General features: G+C 71.0%; 14 protein-coding genes. 10 read left to right on the top strand and 4 right to left on the bottom strand.

The window, feature by feature from the left end:
• The first annotated feature begins 75 nt into the window (after positions 1–75).
• From mrcB to WFQ05_RS10945, 4 genes are all read left to right on the top strand, one after another.
• A complete protein-coding gene (mrcB, locus tag WFQ05_RS10960; protein ID WP_337053844.1) occupies positions 76–2,505 on the top strand; it encodes a penicillin-binding protein 1B in 2,430 nt (809 codons plus the stop codon).
• Positions 2,502–3,029 carry a tetratricopeptide repeat protein gene (locus tag WFQ05_RS10955; RefSeq protein ID WP_130517209.1) on the top strand — a complete coding sequence of 176 codons (528 nt, stop codon included), beginning with the start codon at positions 2,502–2,504 and terminating at the stop codon, positions 3,027–3,029. Before mrcB ends, WFQ05_RS10955 begins: the two co-directional genes overlap by 4 nt.
• Positions 3,030–3,060: 31 nt before the next feature.
• Positions 3,061–5,073: an ATP-dependent DNA helicase gene (locus WFQ05_RS10950; RefSeq protein WP_286575153.1), complete on the top strand. Its 2,013-nt coding sequence runs from the start codon at positions 3,061–3,063 to the stop codon at positions 5,071–5,073.
• A gap of 346 nt (positions 5,074–5,419) precedes the next feature.
• Complete coding sequence (locus WFQ05_RS10945; RefSeq protein ID WP_286575152.1) at positions 5,420–7,057, top strand: NAD+ synthase; 1,638 nt, start codon at positions 5,420–5,422, stop codon at positions 7,055–7,057.
• On the opposite strand, the gene WFQ05_RS10940 is transcribed toward WFQ05_RS10945, so the two are convergent.
• The 3 genes from WFQ05_RS10940 to WFQ05_RS10930 all read right to left on the bottom strand — a co-directional run bounded on the left by WFQ05_RS10940 (position 7,045) and on the right by WFQ05_RS10930 (position 10,662).
• The gene (locus tag WFQ05_RS10940; protein WP_337053840.1) at positions 7,045–7,905 is read right to left on the bottom strand and encodes a PhzF family phenazine biosynthesis isomerase; all 861 of its coding nucleotides are present in this window, start codon (positions 7,903–7,905) and stop codon (positions 7,045–7,047) included. The genes WFQ05_RS10945 and WFQ05_RS10940 overlap by 13 nt on opposite strands.
• A gap of 236 nt (positions 7,906–8,141) precedes the next feature.
• Positions 8,142–9,716: a DUF4034 domain-containing protein gene (locus WFQ05_RS10935; RefSeq protein ID WP_337053839.1), complete on the bottom strand. Its 1,575-nt coding sequence runs from the start codon at positions 9,714–9,716 to the stop codon at positions 8,142–8,144.
• Positions 9,717–9,783: 67 nt separating this feature from the next.
• Positions 9,784–10,662 (bottom strand): outer membrane protein assembly factor BamD, encoded by an 879-nt coding sequence (locus WFQ05_RS10930; protein ID WP_337053838.1) that lies wholly within the window; start codon positions 10,660–10,662, stop codon positions 9,784–9,786.
• Positions 10,663–10,768: 106 nt separating this feature from the next.
• On the opposite strand from WFQ05_RS10930, the gene rluD reads away from it, so the two are divergent.
• The 4 genes from rluD to WFQ05_RS10910 all read left to right on the top strand — a co-directional run bounded on the left by rluD (position 10,769) and on the right by WFQ05_RS10910 (position 13,792).
• Complete coding sequence (gene rluD, locus WFQ05_RS10925) at positions 10,769–11,773, top strand: 23S rRNA pseudouridine(1911/1915/1917) synthase RluD (protein WP_337053837.1); 1,005 nt, start codon at positions 10,769–10,771, stop codon at positions 11,771–11,773.
• 10 nt (positions 11,774–11,783) lie between these two features.
• Entirely contained in the window at positions 11,784–12,554 is a 771-nt protein-coding gene (gene pgeF / locus WFQ05_RS10920) for a peptidoglycan editing factor PgeF (protein WP_337053836.1), read from the top strand.
• Entirely contained in the window at positions 12,551–12,991 is a 441-nt protein-coding gene (locus WFQ05_RS10915; protein ID WP_337053835.1) for a thiol-disulfide oxidoreductase DCC family protein, read from the top strand. The genes pgeF and WFQ05_RS10915 overlap by 4 nt, the downstream gene beginning before the upstream one ends.
• A gap of 144 nt (positions 12,992–13,135) precedes the next feature.
• Positions 13,136–13,792, top strand: a complete 657-nt coding sequence (locus tag WFQ05_RS10910; RefSeq protein ID WP_337053834.1) for a hypothetical protein — start codon at positions 13,136–13,138, stop codon at positions 13,790–13,792.
• Between the two features lie 71 nt (positions 13,793–13,863).
• On the opposite strand, the gene WFQ05_RS10905 is transcribed toward WFQ05_RS10910, so the two are convergent.
• Positions 13,864–16,299 carry a TonB-dependent receptor gene (locus tag WFQ05_RS10905; protein WP_337053833.1) on the bottom strand — a complete coding sequence of 812 codons (2,436 nt, stop codon included), beginning with the start codon at positions 16,297–16,299 and terminating at the stop codon, positions 13,864–13,866.
• A 249-nt stretch (positions 16,300–16,548) separates the two neighbouring features.
• Between WFQ05_RS10905 and WFQ05_RS10900 the strand changes: the two genes are divergently transcribed.
• A complete protein-coding gene (locus WFQ05_RS10900; protein ID WP_130517227.1) occupies positions 16,549–17,025 on the top strand; it encodes a DUF3574 domain-containing protein in 477 nt (158 codons plus the stop codon).
• Positions 16,992–17,492, top strand: a complete 501-nt coding sequence (locus WFQ05_RS10895; RefSeq protein ID WP_337053832.1) for a GNAT family N-acetyltransferase — start codon at positions 16,992–16,994, stop codon at positions 17,490–17,492. Before WFQ05_RS10900 ends, WFQ05_RS10895 begins: the two co-directional genes overlap by 34 nt.
• The last annotated feature ends 27 nt before the right edge of the window (positions 17,493–17,519 follow it).

Here is a 17,519-nt window from a genome sequence, read left to right as displayed (position 1 = left end):
GGGCGGAAGGCCGCGCGGCCGGCCGCGTGCGGGGCTGCGCTAGACTCTCCTGTCCTTTTCATTGTCGCACCACCTGTGGCCCGCAACGATTACGACGCCGACGAGGCGTACGACGACGAGCACGACGAGGCCACGACGGCCCCCCCGGCCTGGCGCAACCGCCTGATCACCGCCGTTCTGGCGCTGCTGGGGCTGGGGCTGGGCTTCATGATTCCGTACGTGGCCTACCTAAACCACCAGGTCAGCCAGCGCTTCGGCGCGCTGCAGTGGCAGATCCCCACCCGCGTCTACGCCCGCCCGCTGCCGCTGGCCGAGGGCGAGGCGCTGGACGCGGCCACGCTCAAGACCGAGCTGGACGCGGCCTCCTACCAGGACGACGGCAAGGGCCAGCTGCCCGGCACCTATGCGCGCGACGGCAACCGCTTCACCATCGCCAGCCGCGGCTTCACCGACGTGGACTACATCATCCCGGCCACGCGCATCCAGGTGACGCTGTCGGCGGGCGAGGTGCAGGGCCTGCGCGACCTGGCCCGCGGCCGCAACATCCGCTCGGCGCGGCTGGACCCGGCGCGCATCGCCACCCTCTACGGCCAGCAGCAGGAAGAGCGCCGGCTGGTGCGGCTGGAGGACGTGCCCGAACTGCTGGTCACCGGCCTGCAGGCGGTCGAGGACCGCGACTTCGCCACCCACCACGGCATCGACCTGTCCGGCATCGCGCGCGCGGGCTGGGAGTTCGTCAGCAGCGGCGGCCAAGTGCGCCAGGGCGCCAGCACGCTGACCCAGCAGCTGGCACGCAGCGGCCTGCTCGGCATCGGTCGCGAGCAGACCGTGGGCCGCAAGTTCAACGAGATCCTGTACGCGCTGATCCTGGAGGCGCGCTACGACAAGCGCACCATCCTGGAGGCCTACTTCAACCAGGTGTACTGGGGCCAGCGCGGCAGCCAGGCGATCCACGGCGTGTCGGCGGCCTCGGAGTTCTGGTTCGGCCGCGACCTGGACAGCCTGTCCACCGAGCAGATGGCGCTGCTGATCGGCATCGTCAAAGGCCCCTCCTACTACGATCCGCGTCGCCATCCCGAGCGCGCCCGCGAGCGCCGCGACCTGGCCCTGCGCCGCATGCTGGCGACCAGGCTGATCGACCAGAAGGAATTCGACCGCGCGGTGAAGGCCCCGCTGGGCGTGACCACCGACCCGGGCATCACCGCGGCCAACCGCTTCCCGGCCTATGTGGACCTGGTGCGCCGCCAGCTGGCCCACGACTATCCGTCCGACGCGCTGCAAGGCGCCGGCCTGACCGTGATGACCGGCATGTCGCCCTCGGCCCAGGCCTACGCCGAAGGCGCGGTCAAGCGCACCATCGACCAGCTGCAGAAGGGCAAGCGCCCGCCGCTGCAGGCCGGCCTGGTGCTGACCGACACCCACAACGGCGACGTGCTGGCGGTGATCGGTAACCGCGACGTGGCCGTGCCGGGCTTCAACCGCGCGGTCGAGGCCCAGCGTCAGGTCGGCTCGATCATCAAGCCCTTCGTCTACCTGCTGGCGCTGTCGCAGCCGGACACCTGGTCGCTGGCCAGCTGGGTGGACGATGAGCCGATCACCGTGCCGCTGGGCCGTGGCCGGAGCTGGAGCCCGTCCAACTCCGACAATCGCAGCCACGGCCGGGGGCGGCTGATCGATGCGCTGGCCCATTCCTACAATCAGGCGACCGTGCGCGTGGGCCTGAAGGTCGACCCGCAGCGCGTGGCCGACCTGCTCAAGGTGCTGGCCGGCGTCGAGGCCGAGCCCAACCCCTCGCTGATCCTGGGCGCGACCGACCAGAGCCCGTATGCGATGGCGCAGGCCTATCAGTTCCTGGCCTCCGGCGGACAGATCCAGCCGCTGCACGCCGTGCGCGGCGTGATCGACGCCCAGGGCCGGGTGCTCAACCGCTACGACAAGACCCCGGCCAAGGCGCAGGAGGGCGATTCGATCGCCGCCCACCTGGTCACCGTGGCGCTGCAGGCGGTGGTCACCGACGGCACCGGCCGCCAGCTGCTCAGCGACGGCCTGGGCCGGCTGTCGCCGGCCGGCAAGACCGGCACCAGCAACGACGGCCGCGACAGCTGGTTCGCCGGATACACCGGCGATCACCTGGCCGTGGTGTGGATGGGCAACGACCAGAACCTGGAGACCGGCCTGTATGGCGCCACTGGCGCGATGAAGGTCTGGTCGGGCATCTTCTCGCGCCTGCCCAGCGCCCCGCTGCAGGTCTCCAGCCAGGGCCTGGACTGGCAGTGGGTGGCCGATTCGGCCGCCACCGACGCCAGCTGCCCGGGCGCGCGCCGCTTCCCGTTCGTGGCCGGCCACGCGCCGCCGTACCAGGCCTGCCAGCAGTTCTCCACGCCGGAGGAACAGTCCGGCGGCTGGCGGCGCTGGTTCGGCCTGCCGCCCAAGGACGAGCCGGAGACCCCGGCCCGCGAACTGCCGACACCGACCCCGCCGCCGCCGTCCACGAGCCCGCTATGACCCGTCCCTGCCGTCTTGCCTTGGCCTGCGCGCTGCTGCTGCCGCTGGCCGCCTGCGTGACCGAACCGCCGCCGCCGCCGGCCGCCCCGGCGCCGCCGCGCCTGACCCCGACCCAGGCGCTGAACGCCGTGCTGGCCGTGGCCAAGACCGACGACCGCGAGCTGGACGTGCAGCCGATCCGCGACCCGCAGGTCGAGGACCTGCGCGAGGCCTCGGTCGCCGCCCAGCGCCGCCGCGACTGGCAGGCCTCGGCCGAGGCGCTCAACCAGGCCCTGCTGATCAGCCCGGACGACCCGGCCGTGCTGCAGGAGCGGGCCGAGGTCGCCCTGGCACTGGGCGACTGGGAGCGCGCCGAGACCCTGGCGCGCAAGGCCTTGTCGCTGGGCTCGAAGACCGGCCCGCTGTGCCGGCGCCACTGGTCGACCATCGAGCAGTCGCAGATCGCCCGCGGCGAGACGCAGAACGCCGCCTCGGCGCACGCCCAGATCGCGGCCTGCACCGTGGCCGGCTTCGACCGGATGTGAGCGGCGCCGGTCGCCGCCGCGCGGCGCGCTGATGGCGCAGCTGTCGCAGGCCAGCTGCGAGGCGCTGGGCGAGGGCGGCGCCCTGGCCCAGCGCCTCGAGAACTTCGTCCCGCGCCAGGCGCAGCTGGCCCTCACCGGCGCCATCGCCGATGCGCTGGATGCGCGCGAGACCCTGCTGGCCGAGGCCGGCACCGGCACCGGCAAGACCTACGCCTACCTGGTGCCGGTGCTGCTGTCCGGGCTGAAGGCGATCCTGTCCACCGGCACCCGCGCGCTGCAGGACCAGCTGTTCCACCGCGACCTGCCGCGCGTGCGCGCCGCGCTGGGCGTGGGCCACAGCGCGGCGCTGCTCAAGGGGCGCGCCAACTATCTGTGCCGCTACCGGCTGGCGCAGGCGCGCGGCGAGCCGCGCTTCGTCTCGCGCGAACAGGCCGACCAGTTCCAGCGCATCGTGGTGTGGAGCGGGCGCACCCGCTACGGCGACATGGCCGAGCTCGAATCGCTGCCAGAGGATTCGCCGCTGCTGCCCATGGTCACCTCGACCGTGGACAACTGCCTGGGCACCGAGTGCCCGTTCTGGGACGACTGCTTCGTGGTCCAGGCGCGCCAGCGCGCGCAGGCCGCCGACGTGGTAGTGGTCAACCATCACCTGCTGCTGGCCGACCTGGCGCTCAAGCAGGAGGGTTTCGGCGAGATCCTGCCGGGCGCGCAGGTCTTCGTGATCGACGAGGCGCATCAGCTGCCGGAGCTGGCGGCGAACTTCTTCGGCGAAGGCTTCGGCCTGCGCCCGCTGCAGGAACTGCTGCGCGATGTGCTGGTCGAGGCGCGCCAGGCGCCCGGCGCGCTGGCGCCGCTGCAGCCGCCGGTGGCCGCAGCGGAGCAGACCCTGCGCGAGCTGCGTGCGGCGATGGAATTCCTGCCGCCGCGCGGCACGCGCGAGCGTGCGCTCGGCAGCGCGCCGGTGCGCGAGGGCTTCGACGCCCTGGTCGTGGCGCTGGAGGACCTGGCCCGCGCGCTGGCGCCGCTGGCCGACACCACGCCCGGCCTGGACGCCTGCAACGCGCGCTGCCGCGATATCGAGGGGCGGCTGTTGCGCTGGCTCGGCGATCCCTCAGCGAACGGGCCGCAAGCCCTGCTGCGCCATGCCGATGTGCCCCCGGCGGACCTCGACGACCTGCCGCTGGCGCCGGACGACGCGCCGCACGACGCCTCGACCGATGTGTTCTGGTACGAACTGACCCCGCGCGGCTTCCGCTGCCAGCGCACGCCGCTCGATGTGTCAGGGCCCCTGCGCCAGCACCGGCAGGCCTCGCATGCGGCGTGGGTGTTCACCTCGGCCACGCTGACGGTGGGCGGTGGCTTCGACCACATCGCCCAGCGCCTGGGCCTGGACGATCCGCACACGCTGCTGCAGCCCAGCCCGTTCGACTGGCCGCGCCAGGCGCTGTGCTACCAGCCGCCAGGGCTGCCCGATCCCAACGCGCGCGGCTATGGCACGGCGCTGGTCGCCGCGCTGCTGCCGGTGCTGCATGCCTCGGACGGGCGCGCCTTCCTGTTGTTCGCCTCGCACCGCGCGCTGCGCGAGGCCGCCGAGGCGCTGCGCGACGCGCCCTGGCCGCTGTTCGTGCAGGGCCAGGCGCCGCGCGCCACGCTGCTGCAGCGCTTCCGCGAATCGGGCAATGGCGTGCTGCTGGGCTCGGCCAGCTTCCGCGAGGGCGTGGATGTGGTCGGCGAGGCCTTGAGCGTGGTCGCCATCGACAAGCTGCCCTTCGCCGCGCCGGACGATCCGGTGTTCGAGGCGCGGCTGGAGGCGATCCGCAACGCCGGCGGCAACCCCTTCCGCGACGAACAGCTGCCGCAGGCGGTGATCGCGCTCAAGCAGGGCGTGGGCCGGCTGATCCGCAGCGAGACCGACCGCGGCGTGCTGGTGCTGTGCGACCCGCGCCTGTCCGGCAAGGCCTATGGCCGGGTGTTCATGCAGTCGCTGCCGCCGTTCGCGCGGACCCGCGAAGTGGCCGATGTGGCGGCGTTCTTCGGCAAGTGAGCGAAGCGCTGGTTGGGGAGCCGGTGCGGAATTTGAGGGAGGAGGCTCGGGAAAGCCCATCGCCGGCATGCCGGCTCCCACCGAGCAAAGGCACGGCAGTGGATTGATCAAGCCGCCGCCTCCTTGTAGAGCGGAGCTTGCTCCGCTGCGTTTCGATCGGGTCTTCGGGAAAGCCCCAGCGGAGCAAGCTCCGCTCTACACAGCGGGGATCCGCCTGGGCGACGATGAGGCTTGACCGACGAGGTCCGACTTCACCGACGGTCGCACCCAGCGCGTCGTTCGCACAGGCCGACCGGGCGCTTCTGAAATAATGCGCGGGTCCGTCCCGCATCGCATCAGGTGACCCATGCCCGCAACGCTTCGCATCGCCATGGCCCAGTTCGACTATCCGGTCGGCGACGTGGCGGGCAATACCCGGCGCATCATCGAGCAGATCGCCATCGCCCGCGACGAATACGGCGCCGACGTGGTGCTGTTCCCCGAGCTGGCGCTGAGCGGCTATCCGCCGGAGGACCTGTTGATGCGGCCCTCGTTCCTGGCCGACTGCCACCGCGCGCTGGCGCAGGTCGCGCAGGCCGCGACCGGCATCGTCGCGGTGGTGGGCTGGCCCGAGAGCGCCGGCAGCGTGCTCTACAACGCCGCCAGCGTGCTGCGCGACGGCCGCATCGAGGCGACGTATCGCAAGCGCGAGCTGCCCAACTACAACGTCTTCGACGAGCGCCGCTACTTCCACGTCGATCCCGACGGCGGCAGCTGCGTGTTCGAGGTCAAGGGCGTGCCGGTGGGCGTGGTGATCTGCGAGGACCTGTGGTTCGCCGAACCGCTGGCCGACACCGCGCGCGCCGGCGCGCAGCTGGTGCTGGTGCCCAACGCCTCGCCGTTCGAGCACGGCAAGCACGCCCAGCGCGATGCGCTGCTGGCCCAGCGCGTGGCCGAGACCGGCGTGGCGCTGGCCTATCTCAACGTGGTCGGCGGCCAGGACGCGCTGGTGTTCGACGGCGCCTCGGTGGTGGCCAGCGGCAACGGCGAGATCTCGCCGGCGGCGGTGGCCTTCGCCGAGCAGTGGCTGGTGGCCGATTACGACGCCGCCTCTCGCGTGTTCTCGCCGGTGCTGTGGCGCGACGAGGGCGACGAGAGCCGCGATGGGCTGGCCTGGCGCGCGGTGGTGCGCGGCATCGCCGACTACTGCGGCAAGAACGGCTTCAGCAAGGTCTGGGTGGGGCTGTCCGGCGGCATCGACTCGGCGATGGTGCTGGCGCTGGCGGTCGATGCGCTGGGCGCCGGCAACGTCACCGCCGTGCGCATGCCCTCGCGCTACACCGCCGGGCTGTCCAACTCGCTGGCCGAGGAACAGTGCCGCGCGCTGGGCGTGCGCATGGAGACCGTGGCGATCGAGGCGCCGTTCAAGGGCTACCTGGAGGCGCTGGGTCCGTTGTTCGAAGGCCACCCGGTCGATACCACCGAGGAGAACCTGCAGTCGCGCGCGCGCGGGGCGATCATGATGGCCCTGTCCAACAAGTTCGGCGGGCTGCTGCTGACCACCGGCAACAAGAGCGAGTACGCGGTCGGCTACGCCACCATCTACGGCGACATGTGCGGCGGCTATGCGCCGATCAAGGACCTGTACAAGACCGAGGTGTTCGCGCTGTCGCGCTGGCGCAACACCGTAGGCGGCGCGCCGGTGATCCCGCCGGCGGTGATCGACCGCCCGCCCTCGGCCGAGCTGCGCGAGAACCAGCTCGACCAGGACTCGCTGCCGCCCTACGACGTGCTCGACGCGATCCTGCTGCGCTATGTCGATCTGGAGCAGTCGCGCGAGGAGATCATCGCCGCCGGCTTCGACGCCGACACCGTCCACCGCATGCTGCGTCTGGTGCGGGTCAACGAATGGAAGCGCCAGCAGGCCGCCCCTGGCCCGAAGGTCTCCCTGCGCGCCTTCGGCCGCGAGCGCCGCTACCCGATCAGCAACCGCTACCCGGCCTGAGCCGGCGCCGGAATCGGCACGGCGCGGCCGCTCACCCGGATCGGACCCGCCGCCGGGATGTGCACCCGTAGCTGGCTCGGCCGGCCCATGTCCTCGCCCTGCACGATGTGGAGGTCGGTCGGCGCCTGGACCGCGCCGAGCGCGCGCAGATAGGCGCCGAAGGCCGCCGCGGCCGCGCCGGTGGCCGGATCCTCGACCACGCCGCCGGCGGGGAAGGGATTGCGTGCGGCGAATGCGTGCTCCGAGACGCGCCAGACCAGCGCCACCGTGGCCAGCTCGTGCGCCTGCGTCAGCGCCTTGAGCCCGGCGAAGTCGTAGTCCAGCCGCGCCAGCCGCTGGCGCGTGGCGGCGGCCAGGATCAGGTGGCGCGCGCCGGCGTAGGCGATGGCCGGCGGCAGCGCCGGGTCCAACTCGTCGGCGCTCCAGCGCAGCCGGGTCAGGGCCTGGTCGAGCAGGCCCGGCGGCAGCGCGGGCAGCACGTGCGGGGCGACGCTGGTCAGGGTCGCCCCGATGCCGGCATCCTCGCGTGCGGTGACCACCTCGACCAGGCCGGCGCGGGTGCGGAAGCGCAGCGTGCCCGGGCCATCGCGCTGCGCCAGCGCGACCGCGCCGGCGATGGTGGCGTGGCCGCAGAACGGCACTTCGTCCAGCGGACTGAAGTAGCGCACGTCGAACGCGCCCGCCTCGCCCGGCTGGACGAAGATCGATTCGGAATAGCCCAGCCGCGTGGCCAGCGCCTGCATGTCCGCCGTCGCCATGCCCGAGGCATCGAGCACGACACCGGTAGGATTGCCGCCCTCGGGCCGATCGGTGAACGCGCTGTAGTGCAGGACATGAGGTGAGGACACGCACGGACCTTGGGAGCGGGAGAGTCGCCTCAGCTTAGGGCGTGGCGCGCACGCGGCCCAGCGCCGCGGCGCGATGCTGGATTCCACACGCGGCCGTGGCTTCGGCTGCGAGCGCGCATCGTCGCTCCGCCAGAAACCTCCGATCGTCGTTCCCGCGAAGGCGGGAACCCCGTGGCTTTAGCGCAGGGAACCAGTGTGCCGGGTCTGGCACCTTCGCCACTCGCCCCTGGCGCGCCCTATTGCCTCTTCCCCGCGCGAAGCTCCTGAAGCTGCGCGGTCATCTGCGCCTGCCGCGGATCGGTTCCCTGCGGCAGGGAAAAGAAGCGCTGCGCCGCCGCTTCGGCACCGGGATCATGCTGCTGGGTCAGGACCCAGGCCCGCATGAAGTTCGCCATCGGGTCGTCCGGAAGAGCCGCGACCAGCGCCTGCGTACAGGCCAGCGCGCCGGAGGGATCGTGTTCCCGACGCACGACGATGTCGCAGAGGCAGGTCTGTGCCCACTGCCGGTAGCGCGGCTCCTGCAACAGCACCGTGTAGGCCTGCTTCGCGGTGGCGTAGTCGCCGAGCTTTTCCGCGGAGACAGCCAGCTTGGTGTAGGTGCCCGGACTTGCCAGTCCGCGGTCGACGGTGTCCTGCAGGATGCGGACCGCCTGCGCGTGGTCGCCGTGCTTCTGGTACATCTCGGCGAGTTCATTGAGCACAGCGACATTGCGCGGCTCGAACCGGATCGCCTGGGTCATGTAGACCATGGCGTCATCAAACTGCCCGACTTCCTGCAGGCCGCGTGCGGCACCGGCCAGCGCTGCGCCGTGCGGGGCATCGGTGGCGACCGCGATCATCAGCGGCAGGGCCGCTGCGGGCTGCTTGTCGCGCTGTAACGCCATGCCTCGCTCCAAGAGCGTGGTATGACGCATGTAGGCCAATGCCGGATTCTGTTGCGCCGGGGCTTCGATGAAGGCATCGAAGGACGCCAGTGCCTGCCAGCTCCCGCCCCAGCGCGGCATGGCCGCCACACGCACGGAGCTCAGATAACCCGGCAGGTAGGGCTCGGCCTGCGCGCAGCGTTCGACGGTGTCCTGCCCGAGCGGTGGGCCGCTGCCCATCCGCACGATATCCAGCAGGGCCGCGCAGGCATAGCCCTGGTGGGGATCGATCGCCACGGCCTCCTGCAGCACCGGACGGGCCCGGTCCAGCCAGCGTTGCATGGCATCGAGCTGCTGCCGCGAGGTCTCGGAGATGAAGCCACCGCCCCGCTGCCTCCAGGCGTTGTTCAGATAGGCCAGGCCTACCGCCGTCATCGCGTAGACGCTTCGTGGCGACTGCGAAAGCCAGGCCTCCGCGGTCTTGCTGACCTCGGGCAGGTCTCTTGAATCGTTCCCGAAGGCCTCGAAGGCGCGCTCCCACTCCGGATGCTGGCGAGGCGCCCGTACATAGGCGGCCTGTGCGCTGCTGAACGCCTGGTCGAGCTGTTTCCCGCCGTCCGGCCCGCTCAACAGCGCCTCGATGCGGGCAATGGGCCAGGGTCCCTCCAGAAGCGCGTCGCAGCGGGCGCGGGCGGCCCCGGATGGCCAGTGGTTGCCGGGCAGGTCAGGCGCGGCGATGCAGCGCGCGTGCGCATCCGGAATCGCGGCGACCTCGGTGATCTTTGCCAGATAGGCCGCCGCTTCATCCCTGGACCAGGGGGGAACCGACGCGGCGTTGGCTGTCTGAAGAGCGGGTGGGGTGGATGCGGCCTGGCAACCGCCCAACCCGGCGAACGCGGCCCACGACACTGCGGCCCACAGCAAAGACGGCAGCCGGCTTGCTTCCATGCGTCATCCCCGTTGAAAACGAAAAAGGAGCCTTGCGGCTCCTTTTTCGCTTTTCCTCGCAGGAAAGTCAGTGCGCGTCTTCGCGCTCGTTGTCCAGCGCCGACTTCTCGCCGGCGAAGGGGTTGAGCTTGCGCATGGTCGACGGGAAGTCCGGCCACTTGCCGGCCAGCCAGGGGTGCTGCGGGTCGTTCATCTGCAGCACGCGGCGGGCGTCGTCGGCCAGCTGCTTGTTGCCCAGACGGGTGTAGGCCTCGCCCAGCAGGGCGACGGCGTCGTACTGGTACTCGCTCTGCGGCAGGGTCTCCAGGATGTACTTGGCGCGGCCCACGGCGGCGGTGTAGGCGCCGCGGTGCAGGTAGTACAGCGCGGTGTCCATCTCGTGGCGGGCGAAGGTATTGCGCAGCTGGACCATGCGTAGGCGCGCGTCGGCGGCGTAGCGGCTGTTGGGGTAGCGCTCGGAGACGGTGTTGAAGTCGCTATAGCCCTGCAACGGGGTGGACAGGTCGCGGCGGCTGGAGTCCAGGCTCCAGACCTTCTGCAGGAACACCGTGTCGCGGTTGGAGTTGGCCAGGCCGCGCAGGTAGTACATGTAGGGCACGTTGCGCTGGGTCGGGTAGGTGCGCAGGAAACGGTCGATGCTCGACACGGCCTCCTCCAGCTTGCCCGACTTGTACTGCGCGTAGGCCAGTTCCATCTGCGCCTGCTCGGTGTACGGGCCGTACGGGTACTGGGCGATCAGCGACTGGAACTGCTTCTCCGCACCGGACCAGTTGCCGCGGGTCATGTCGGTGTGGGCTTCGGTGTAGATGGCCTCGACCGGGCGCGAGTCGACCGCCTTGTCCTTCTTGTTGCGGCCGCAGCCTGTGGCCGTGAGGGCCACCACCAGGAGCAGGAGCAGGACGCGGACGGTGGCGCGGGCGGACGGGGCTGCGAAACGCTGGGACATGGGCTGGCGGACGGGCCGCATCGGGGAAACGAGGGGGCGATGATAGCCTAGGCGGCTGCCGGGCCATGAATTCCGGCCAACTTCTTCACTGGAACCGCTTGACCGGATGACTGCCGTAGCCGACGACGACGCCCCCCTGGACGCCCCCGCCACACAGGGCCCGCGCAGCGCCCAGGTGCCCACGCACGCGGCCGGGCGCCGGTTCGACGCGGTGCTGACCGAGCTGTTCCCCGAGTTTTCCCGCTCGCGCCTGTCCGAATGGATCAAGTCCGGCGACGCGCGCCTGGATGGGGAGGTGGTGCGCCCGCGCGACCCGGTCACCCCCGGCCAGGTCGCCACGCTGGACGCCGTGCTGGACACCCAGACCCACGCCCAGCCCGAGGACATCCCCCTGCAGGTGCTGTACGAGGACAGCGAGGTCCTGGTGCTGGACAAGCCGGCCGGGCTGGTGGTCCACCCCGGCGCCGGCAACCCGACCGGCACCCTGGTCAACGCCCTGCTGTTCCGCGACCCGGCGCTGTCCGCGCTGCCGCGCGCCGGCATCGTCCATCGCCTGGACAAGGACACCTCCGGGGTCATGGTCGTGGCCAAGACCCTGCCGGCGCACACCTCGCTGGTGGCGCAGCTCTCCGCGCGGCAGGTGCATCGGCAGTACGTGGCGGTGGTGGTCGGCGCGATGGTGTCCGGCGCGACCGTCGATGCGCCGATCGACCGCCATCCGCGCGACCGGCTGAAGATGGCCGTGCGCGAGGACGGGCGCGATGCGGTCACCCACGTGCGCCTGCGCGAGCGCTTCCGCGGCCATACCGCGGTCGAGTGCCGGCTGGAGACCGGCCGCACCCACCAGATCCGTGTGCACATGGCGCATCTGCGCTTTCCCATCGTCGGCGATCCGCTCTACGGCGGCCCGCTGCGCCTGCCGCGCGGGGCGAGCGAGGAACTCAATGCCCAGCTGCGCGGCTTCCGCCGCCAGGCCCTGCACGCCGAGACGCTGGAGTTCAGCCACCCGACCACCGGCGAGCCGGTGCGCACCAGCGCGCCGGTCCCGGCCGACATGCTGGCGCTGATGGCGGCGCTGCGCGACGACGCGGCGATCCACAAGGCCAAGTGAGCCCGCGACGATGAGCGCGCTGCTGCCCGCCGACTGGCCCGCGCCGCCCGGCGTGCGCGCGCTGGTGACGCTGCGCTTCGGCGCCGGCGGCTCGGCTGCGCCATTCGACACCTTCAACCTGGGCAACCGCAGCGCCGCCGCGGGCGACGACCCCGCGCGGGTGGAGGCCAACCGCGCCGAGCTGGTCACCCTGGCCGGCCTGCCGTCGCTGCCGCAGTGGCTGCGTCAGGTGCACGGGACCGGCGTGGTGCGCTTCGAGACACCGCTCGGCGCGCCGCGCGCGCAGGACGATGAACCGGAAGCCGACGCCGCCGTCACCGACACCCCCGGCGTGGTGCTGGCCATCCTCACCGCCGACTGCCTGCCGGTGGTGTTCGCCGCCGCCGACGGCAGCGAAGTGGCCGCTGCCCACGCCGGCTGGCGGGGGCTGGCCGATGGGGTGCTGGAGCGCACCGTCGCCGCGATGCGCACGCCGGCCGCGCACGTGCGCGCCTGGCTGGGACCGGCGGCGGGGCCGGACGCCTATGAAATCGGCCAGGACGTGTTCGACGCGTTCACCGCGAGCGACCCTGGCGCCGCCGCGGCCTTCGTCGCGACCCGCCCCGGCCACTGGCGCGTGGACCTGTACGCGCTGGCGCGCCGGCGCCTGGCCGCGGTCGGCGTGACCGACGTGCACGGCGGCACGCTGTGCACCATCGGCGACCCGCAGCGCTTCTTCTCGCATCGCCGCGACCGCCGCAGCGGTCGCATGGCCACCCTGGTGTGGCGGGCGCCGACATGAGCGCGGCTGTGCCCCCCGGCGGCGATCCCGCCGCCGAGACGCGGGGCGCGGCGATCATCGTGTTCGACGGCGCATGCGCCATGTGCAACGGCTGGGTGCGCTTCCTGCTGCGTCACGATCGCGCCGCGCGCTATCGCTTCGCCGCCATGCAGGGCCGCACCGGCGCGGCCCTGCTGGCCGAGCACGGCCTGGACCCGCACGACCCGTCCTCGTTCCTGCTGGTCGACCGCGACGGCGCCCACGTCGAGACCGACGCCATCGCGCGCGTGCTCGGTGGCCTCGGCGGCGGCTGGCCGGTGCTGGCTACGGCCGCGCGCGCCGTGCCGCGCGGCGCGCGCGACCGCGTCTATCGCTGGGTCGCCCGCAACCGCCGGCGCTGGGCCGGCGCCACCTGCACCGTGCCCAGCCCCGAGCAGCGCGACCGCTTCCTGGACTGACTTGGCGCGGAAGGTGGGCGCAGACTCGCCGCATCGTCAGTGAGATGTCCCATTGCCGCAGCCAAAGGTGGTGAAATCCCCTCCAAGCGCGGTCACTCCCATCCCTGTCCTGCCTTCAGGCGCCTGCATGCCCTTGGAGTCGCGATGAAACGAATCCTGATCATGGTGGTCGTCCTGGTAGCAGCCATGCTTGCGGCTGTAACGCTGCGGAACAGGCCAGAGGGCTCATCGGTCGAGCGGGCGGATCCTGTCGCCAAAACGGTCGAAGAAGAACAAGCGCCTGAGAGCCCGGCGGCGAAGGGCAGCGGTGAACGCTCGGAGGCGCCAGGTCTTTCATCCAGTCAGTCGGTCGAAAGCCGATCCGCGCCCGAGGTCACCAGGAAGACCGGCTTCAAGCCGCTCGACAGCGACGGAGCCAAGCGCATCGACCTCATGGTGCACAAGCTCAGCTACGCAGATCCCGAGTTCATCGATCTTTACACGCTGGCCGAGAAAGAGAAGCAGGACCCGGCCTGGTCCCCCGACCTGGCCGAAAAGATAGAAGTTTCGCTGCGCTCGCATGGCCTGGAATACGACGCCCTGCAGATCGGGACGCCTTCCTGCTCGGCCTCGCTGTGCATGGTCAAGGCCGTGGCCCTCCGCGGGTATGCCGATCAGTTGCCGGCGTCCAATTGGCAGCGCTTGGTCGGCTCGGTTTTCGGGGAGAGCTGGTTTGCCGAGAACTTCATGGATGCCCACACCTATCTGGCGGATGACGACATCGGGACGACGTACATCTCCATCTTCGAGCGCAAGCGGTAGCCTTCCGACCAGGCAGGACCGGGGGACGGCCCGTCCAGGCGACGGGCCGTCCCTTCAGAAGGTCAGCGCATTCAGAAGGTGAAGCGCACCCGCCCGTAGTAGTACGCGCCGTTGCTGCCGATCGGCGAGAGCACGTCGTAGGGCAGGTTGCCGAAGTAGGCGATATCCGGGATCGAGCGGTCCGGATACTGGTCGAGCAGGTTCTGCCCGCCCAGGGCGATGCTCCACTGCGGCGTGATGCGGTATTCGACTTCCGCATCCAGCTGGTACTCGGCGCTGTAGGTCTGGCGCGGAACGAAACCGTCGCCGAAGTCGAACACGCGCGTGGCCTTGCCGTAACGGCTCAGGCGCGAGCTCAGCGACCACGTGTCGTCGGTCCAGCTGGCCGCCAGCGCGGCGCGCGTGCGCGGCGTGGCCTCGGTCAGCGTATTGCTCTCTTCCACGCCGAACAGCACGTAGTCCGGGTCCAGCGCGAGCAGCTGGCCCGGGGTGGCGACCAGATGCTTCAACTCGGTCTTGGCGTAGCTCCAGGTGCCGGTCAGCAGCAACTGGCCATCGCCGACGGACTGGCGCCAGTTGCTGACCAGTTCCGCGCCGCGGGTGCGGGTGTCGGCGGCGTTGACGAAGAAGCTGGCGCTCTGCACGCCGCCCACGCCGAAGCGGTCCTGCACGAAATCGGTCAGCGCATCGCCGGTGATGTCCTCGGACAGCGCGACGCGGTCGTCGATGTCGATCTGGAAGAAGTCCAGCGACACATCGAACTGGCTGCCGATGCGGCTAGTGAAGCCCAGGCTGTAGTTGTGCGACTTCTCCGGCTTGAGCGGCTGCGCGCCCAGCGCCTGGGCGATGGGGTTGTTGACCGACAGCAGCCGGCCCTGCACCAGGCGGCCGGCGGCGTCGTAGCCGGTGGAGGTGGCCTCGTAGCCGATCTGGCTCAGCGAGGGCGCGCGGAAGTTGTTGGACACCGCCGCGCGCACGGCGAAGGCGGGCACGAACTCGTAGCGCGCGGCCAGCTTGCCGGTCCACTGGCCGCCGAAGTCCTGGTAGTGCTCGTAGCGGCCGGCGATGTCGGTGGAGAAGTGCTCGCCGAACTGGCTGGACAGCGTGGCATAGGCGCTGGCGACGTTGCGCGACAGGTCGGCCACGTCCTGCGGAGTCAGGCCGCCGCCGGCCTGCGAGCCGGTCGGGCGGTCGGTGTAGGGGCCGGCCGCGTAGCTGGCCGGGTCGCCGGCGCCGGTCTCGTAGCGCTCGCGGCGGAACTCCACGCCGGTGCCCAGCGTGTGGGTGGCCGTGCCGGCCTCGAACACCCGGCTCAGGTCCAGGTTGGCCACGGTCTGGTCGAAGGCGTAGTCGCCGGTCTTGAAGCGCGTGGGGCTGCCCGGGCCGAGCGAGGCGTTGAGCGAATCCTTCAGCCGGTAGGTGAAGTCGTTGTGCCCGTAGTCCAGGCTGGCGTCGTACGCCCAGTCGCCCCACTGGCCGCGCGCGCCGGCCACGGCCTGCGCGTCGCGGTTTTCGCCCAGCGACACCGGGCGGTAGCCGCGCGGATAGACCTGCTTCCAGTTGGCCACGCTGTCGGGATAGCGGAAGTAGTTGGCGCCCTGCGTGTCGCGCTGGTTGAAGGTGCCGAAGGCATAGAACTCGGAGGTGGCGCCGAACGGCACCGCCGCGTTGATCCAGGCGTTGAGGTCCTTGGACTTGCCGTCGCCCAGCACGTAGTTGCGCTTGCCGGCCAGGGCCAGGTTGTCCGGCGTCTGCTCCTCGAAGAAGGGGATCTGGTCGAAGCCGGCGCGGTTGGTGCCTTCGCGGTTCTTCAGCTCCACGCCCAGCTTGAAGAAGCCGTCCTCGCCGATGCGATCGCCGACCTTGGCGCTGAAGAAGCTGGTCTGGCCGTCGGTGATCTCGCGGTGGATCGGCTCGACATCGGTGTGATTGGCGCCGAAGCTGGCCTCGATCGCGCCGGCGTCCGGATCGTCGTCCAGGATCACGTTGATCACCCCGGCCACCGCATCCGAGCCGTATTGCGCGCCGGCGCCGTCGCGCAGCACCTCGATGCGCTTGATCGCGCTGATCGGGATGGCGTTGAAATCGACCGGCGTGGTGCCCTTGCCGATCTTGCTGTCGGTGTTGACCAGGGCCGAGGTGTGGCGGCGCTTGCCGTTGACCAGCACCAGCACCTGGTCGGGCGAAAGCCCGCGCAGCTGCGCGGCGCGCACGTGGTCGGCGCCGCCGGAGTTGGACTGACGCGGGAAGTTGAACGAGGGCAGCAGCGCCTGCAGCGCGCTGCCCAGTTCGCCATTGACCACGCCGGCCTTGCGGATGTCCTCGGCGGTGAGCACGTCCACCGGCGCGGTGGACTCGAGCACCGTGCGGTTGCTGGCGCGGGTGCCGGTGACGATCACCGTGTCCAGGTTGGTGGCGGTGGCCGGGGCGGCGTCCTGGGCGAAGGCGGGGGCCGACAGGGCCAGGGCGATGGCCAGGCTCAGCGGCCTGACGAACGGGGACGACATGGCGGTTCTCTCCTGAAGCGATAACGGTCGCGACCGGTCGCGCCGGCCGTGGCGGCGACTGGGGTCGGCAAGGATTGCTGCATCCATCCGGATGAAGCGATATATTAACTTGACGTAAAGGCGACGCGCGAGCCGTGTCTCGGTGCCGTGCGGCATGAGCTCATGCCCGGCGGTTATCCGGCGCCGCGCCGAGTCGGCCTTTCGATCGTGTTCTCCTTGCCCGTTTCCGACCCCACCGAGACCTTGCCGATGCTGCTGCGTGCCCCGTTGATCGCCGTTCTGTTCACCTTGAGCGCCTGTGCCAGCGTCGCGCCTTCGCACCCCGCGCCCGCCGCCGTCAGCGCCACCCTGCAGGGCGATGCCTTGCGACCGGCGCAGGCCAGCGGCTGGGTGCGCAGCGAGCTGTACTTCGGCGTGGGCGTGGAGGAAGGGCCGGGCGGGCGGCACGAGGACCAGCCGATCAGCGAGGCGCAGTGGCGCGCCTTCCTGGACAAGGAGGTCACCGCGCGCTTCCCGGATGGCCTGACCGTGCTGGATGGCTACGGCCAGTGGCTGTTCCGCGGCGCCGCGGCGCCGGAGCGGCTGAAGACCAAGGTGCTGGTGATCCTGCACGAAGACACGCCTCAGCGCCGCGCCGACATCGAGGCCATTCGCCTGGCGTGGAAGCAGGCCACCGGCCACCAGTCGGTGCTGTGGTCGCGTCAGCCGGTGGAGGTGTCGTTCTGAGCGCGTCGCCTTTCCAGATCCGCATCGACGATCTGAGCGGCGCACAGATTCGCGCGCTGCTGGAGTACCACCTGCGCCAGATGCACGCCAATTCGCCGCCGGGCAGCGTGTTCGCGCTGGATCTGAGCGGCCTGCAGGCGCCGGGCATGACGGTGTGGAGCGCCTGGCGTGGGCAGGCGCTGGTCGCCATCGGCGCGCTCAAGGACTGGGGCGAGGGCACAGGCGAGCTCAAGTCCATGCGCACCCATCCGGACCATCTGCGCCAGGGCGCGGCGGCCGCCGTGCTGGACCACATCATCGAGGTGGCGAAGGCCCGCGGCCTGCGCCGCCTGAGCCTGGAAACCGGGTCGGGCGAGGCCTTCGACCCGGCGCTGGCGCTGTACCGCAAGCGTGGTTTCAGCAACGGGCCGGCGTTCGGCGACTATGTCGCCAGCGATTTCAACCAGTTCCTGCACTTGCCGCTTTGAAGCATCGATGCAGGCGGGCGAGGAAAT

Origin of the sequence: Pseudoxanthomonas sp. USHLN014, from assembly GCF_037153335.1 — a bacterium.
GTDB classification, from domain to species: Bacteria; Pseudomonadota; Gammaproteobacteria; order Xanthomonadales; family Xanthomonadaceae; genus Pseudoxanthomonas_A; species Pseudoxanthomonas_A winnipegensis.
This window is presented reverse-complemented; position numbering and strand designations above follow the sequence as displayed.

Coding starts and splice junctions, on each gene's coding strand:
- rluD (WP_337053837.1), top strand. CDS start 10,769: ATGACTGCCGTAGCCGACGACGACGCCCCCCTGGACGCCCCCGCCACA.
- WFQ05_RS10910 (WP_337053834.1), top strand. CDS start 13,136: ATGAAACGAATCCTGATCATGGTGGTCGTCCTGGTAGCAGCCATGCTT.
- WFQ05_RS10935 (WP_337053839.1), bottom strand. CDS start 9,716: ATGGAAGCAAGCCGGCTGCCGTCTTTGCTGTGGGCCGCAGTGTCGTGG.
- WFQ05_RS10955 (WP_130517209.1), top strand. CDS start 2,502: ATGACCCGTCCCTGCCGTCTTGCCTTGGCCTGCGCGCTGCTGCTGCCG.
- WFQ05_RS10905 (WP_337053833.1), bottom strand. CDS start 16,299: ATGTCGTCCCCGTTCGTCAGGCCGCTGAGCCTGGCCATCGCCCTGGCC.
- WFQ05_RS10950 (WP_286575153.1), top strand. CDS start 3,061: ATGGCGCAGCTGTCGCAGGCCAGCTGCGAGGCGCTGGGCGAGGGCGGC.
- WFQ05_RS10930 (WP_337053838.1), bottom strand. CDS start 10,662: ATGTCCCAGCGTTTCGCAGCCCCGTCCGCCCGCGCCACCGTCCGCGTC.
- WFQ05_RS10915 (WP_337053835.1), top strand. CDS start 12,551: ATGAGCGCGGCTGTGCCCCCCGGCGGCGATCCCGCCGCCGAGACGCGG.
- pgeF (WP_337053836.1), top strand. CDS start 11,784: ATGAGCGCGCTGCTGCCCGCCGACTGGCCCGCGCCGCCCGGCGTGCGC.
- WFQ05_RS10945 (WP_286575152.1), top strand. CDS start 5,420: ATGCCCGCAACGCTTCGCATCGCCATGGCCCAGTTCGACTATCCGGTC.
- WFQ05_RS10900 (WP_130517227.1), top strand. CDS start 16,549: ATGCTGCTGCGTGCCCCGTTGATCGCCGTTCTGTTCACCTTGAGCGCC.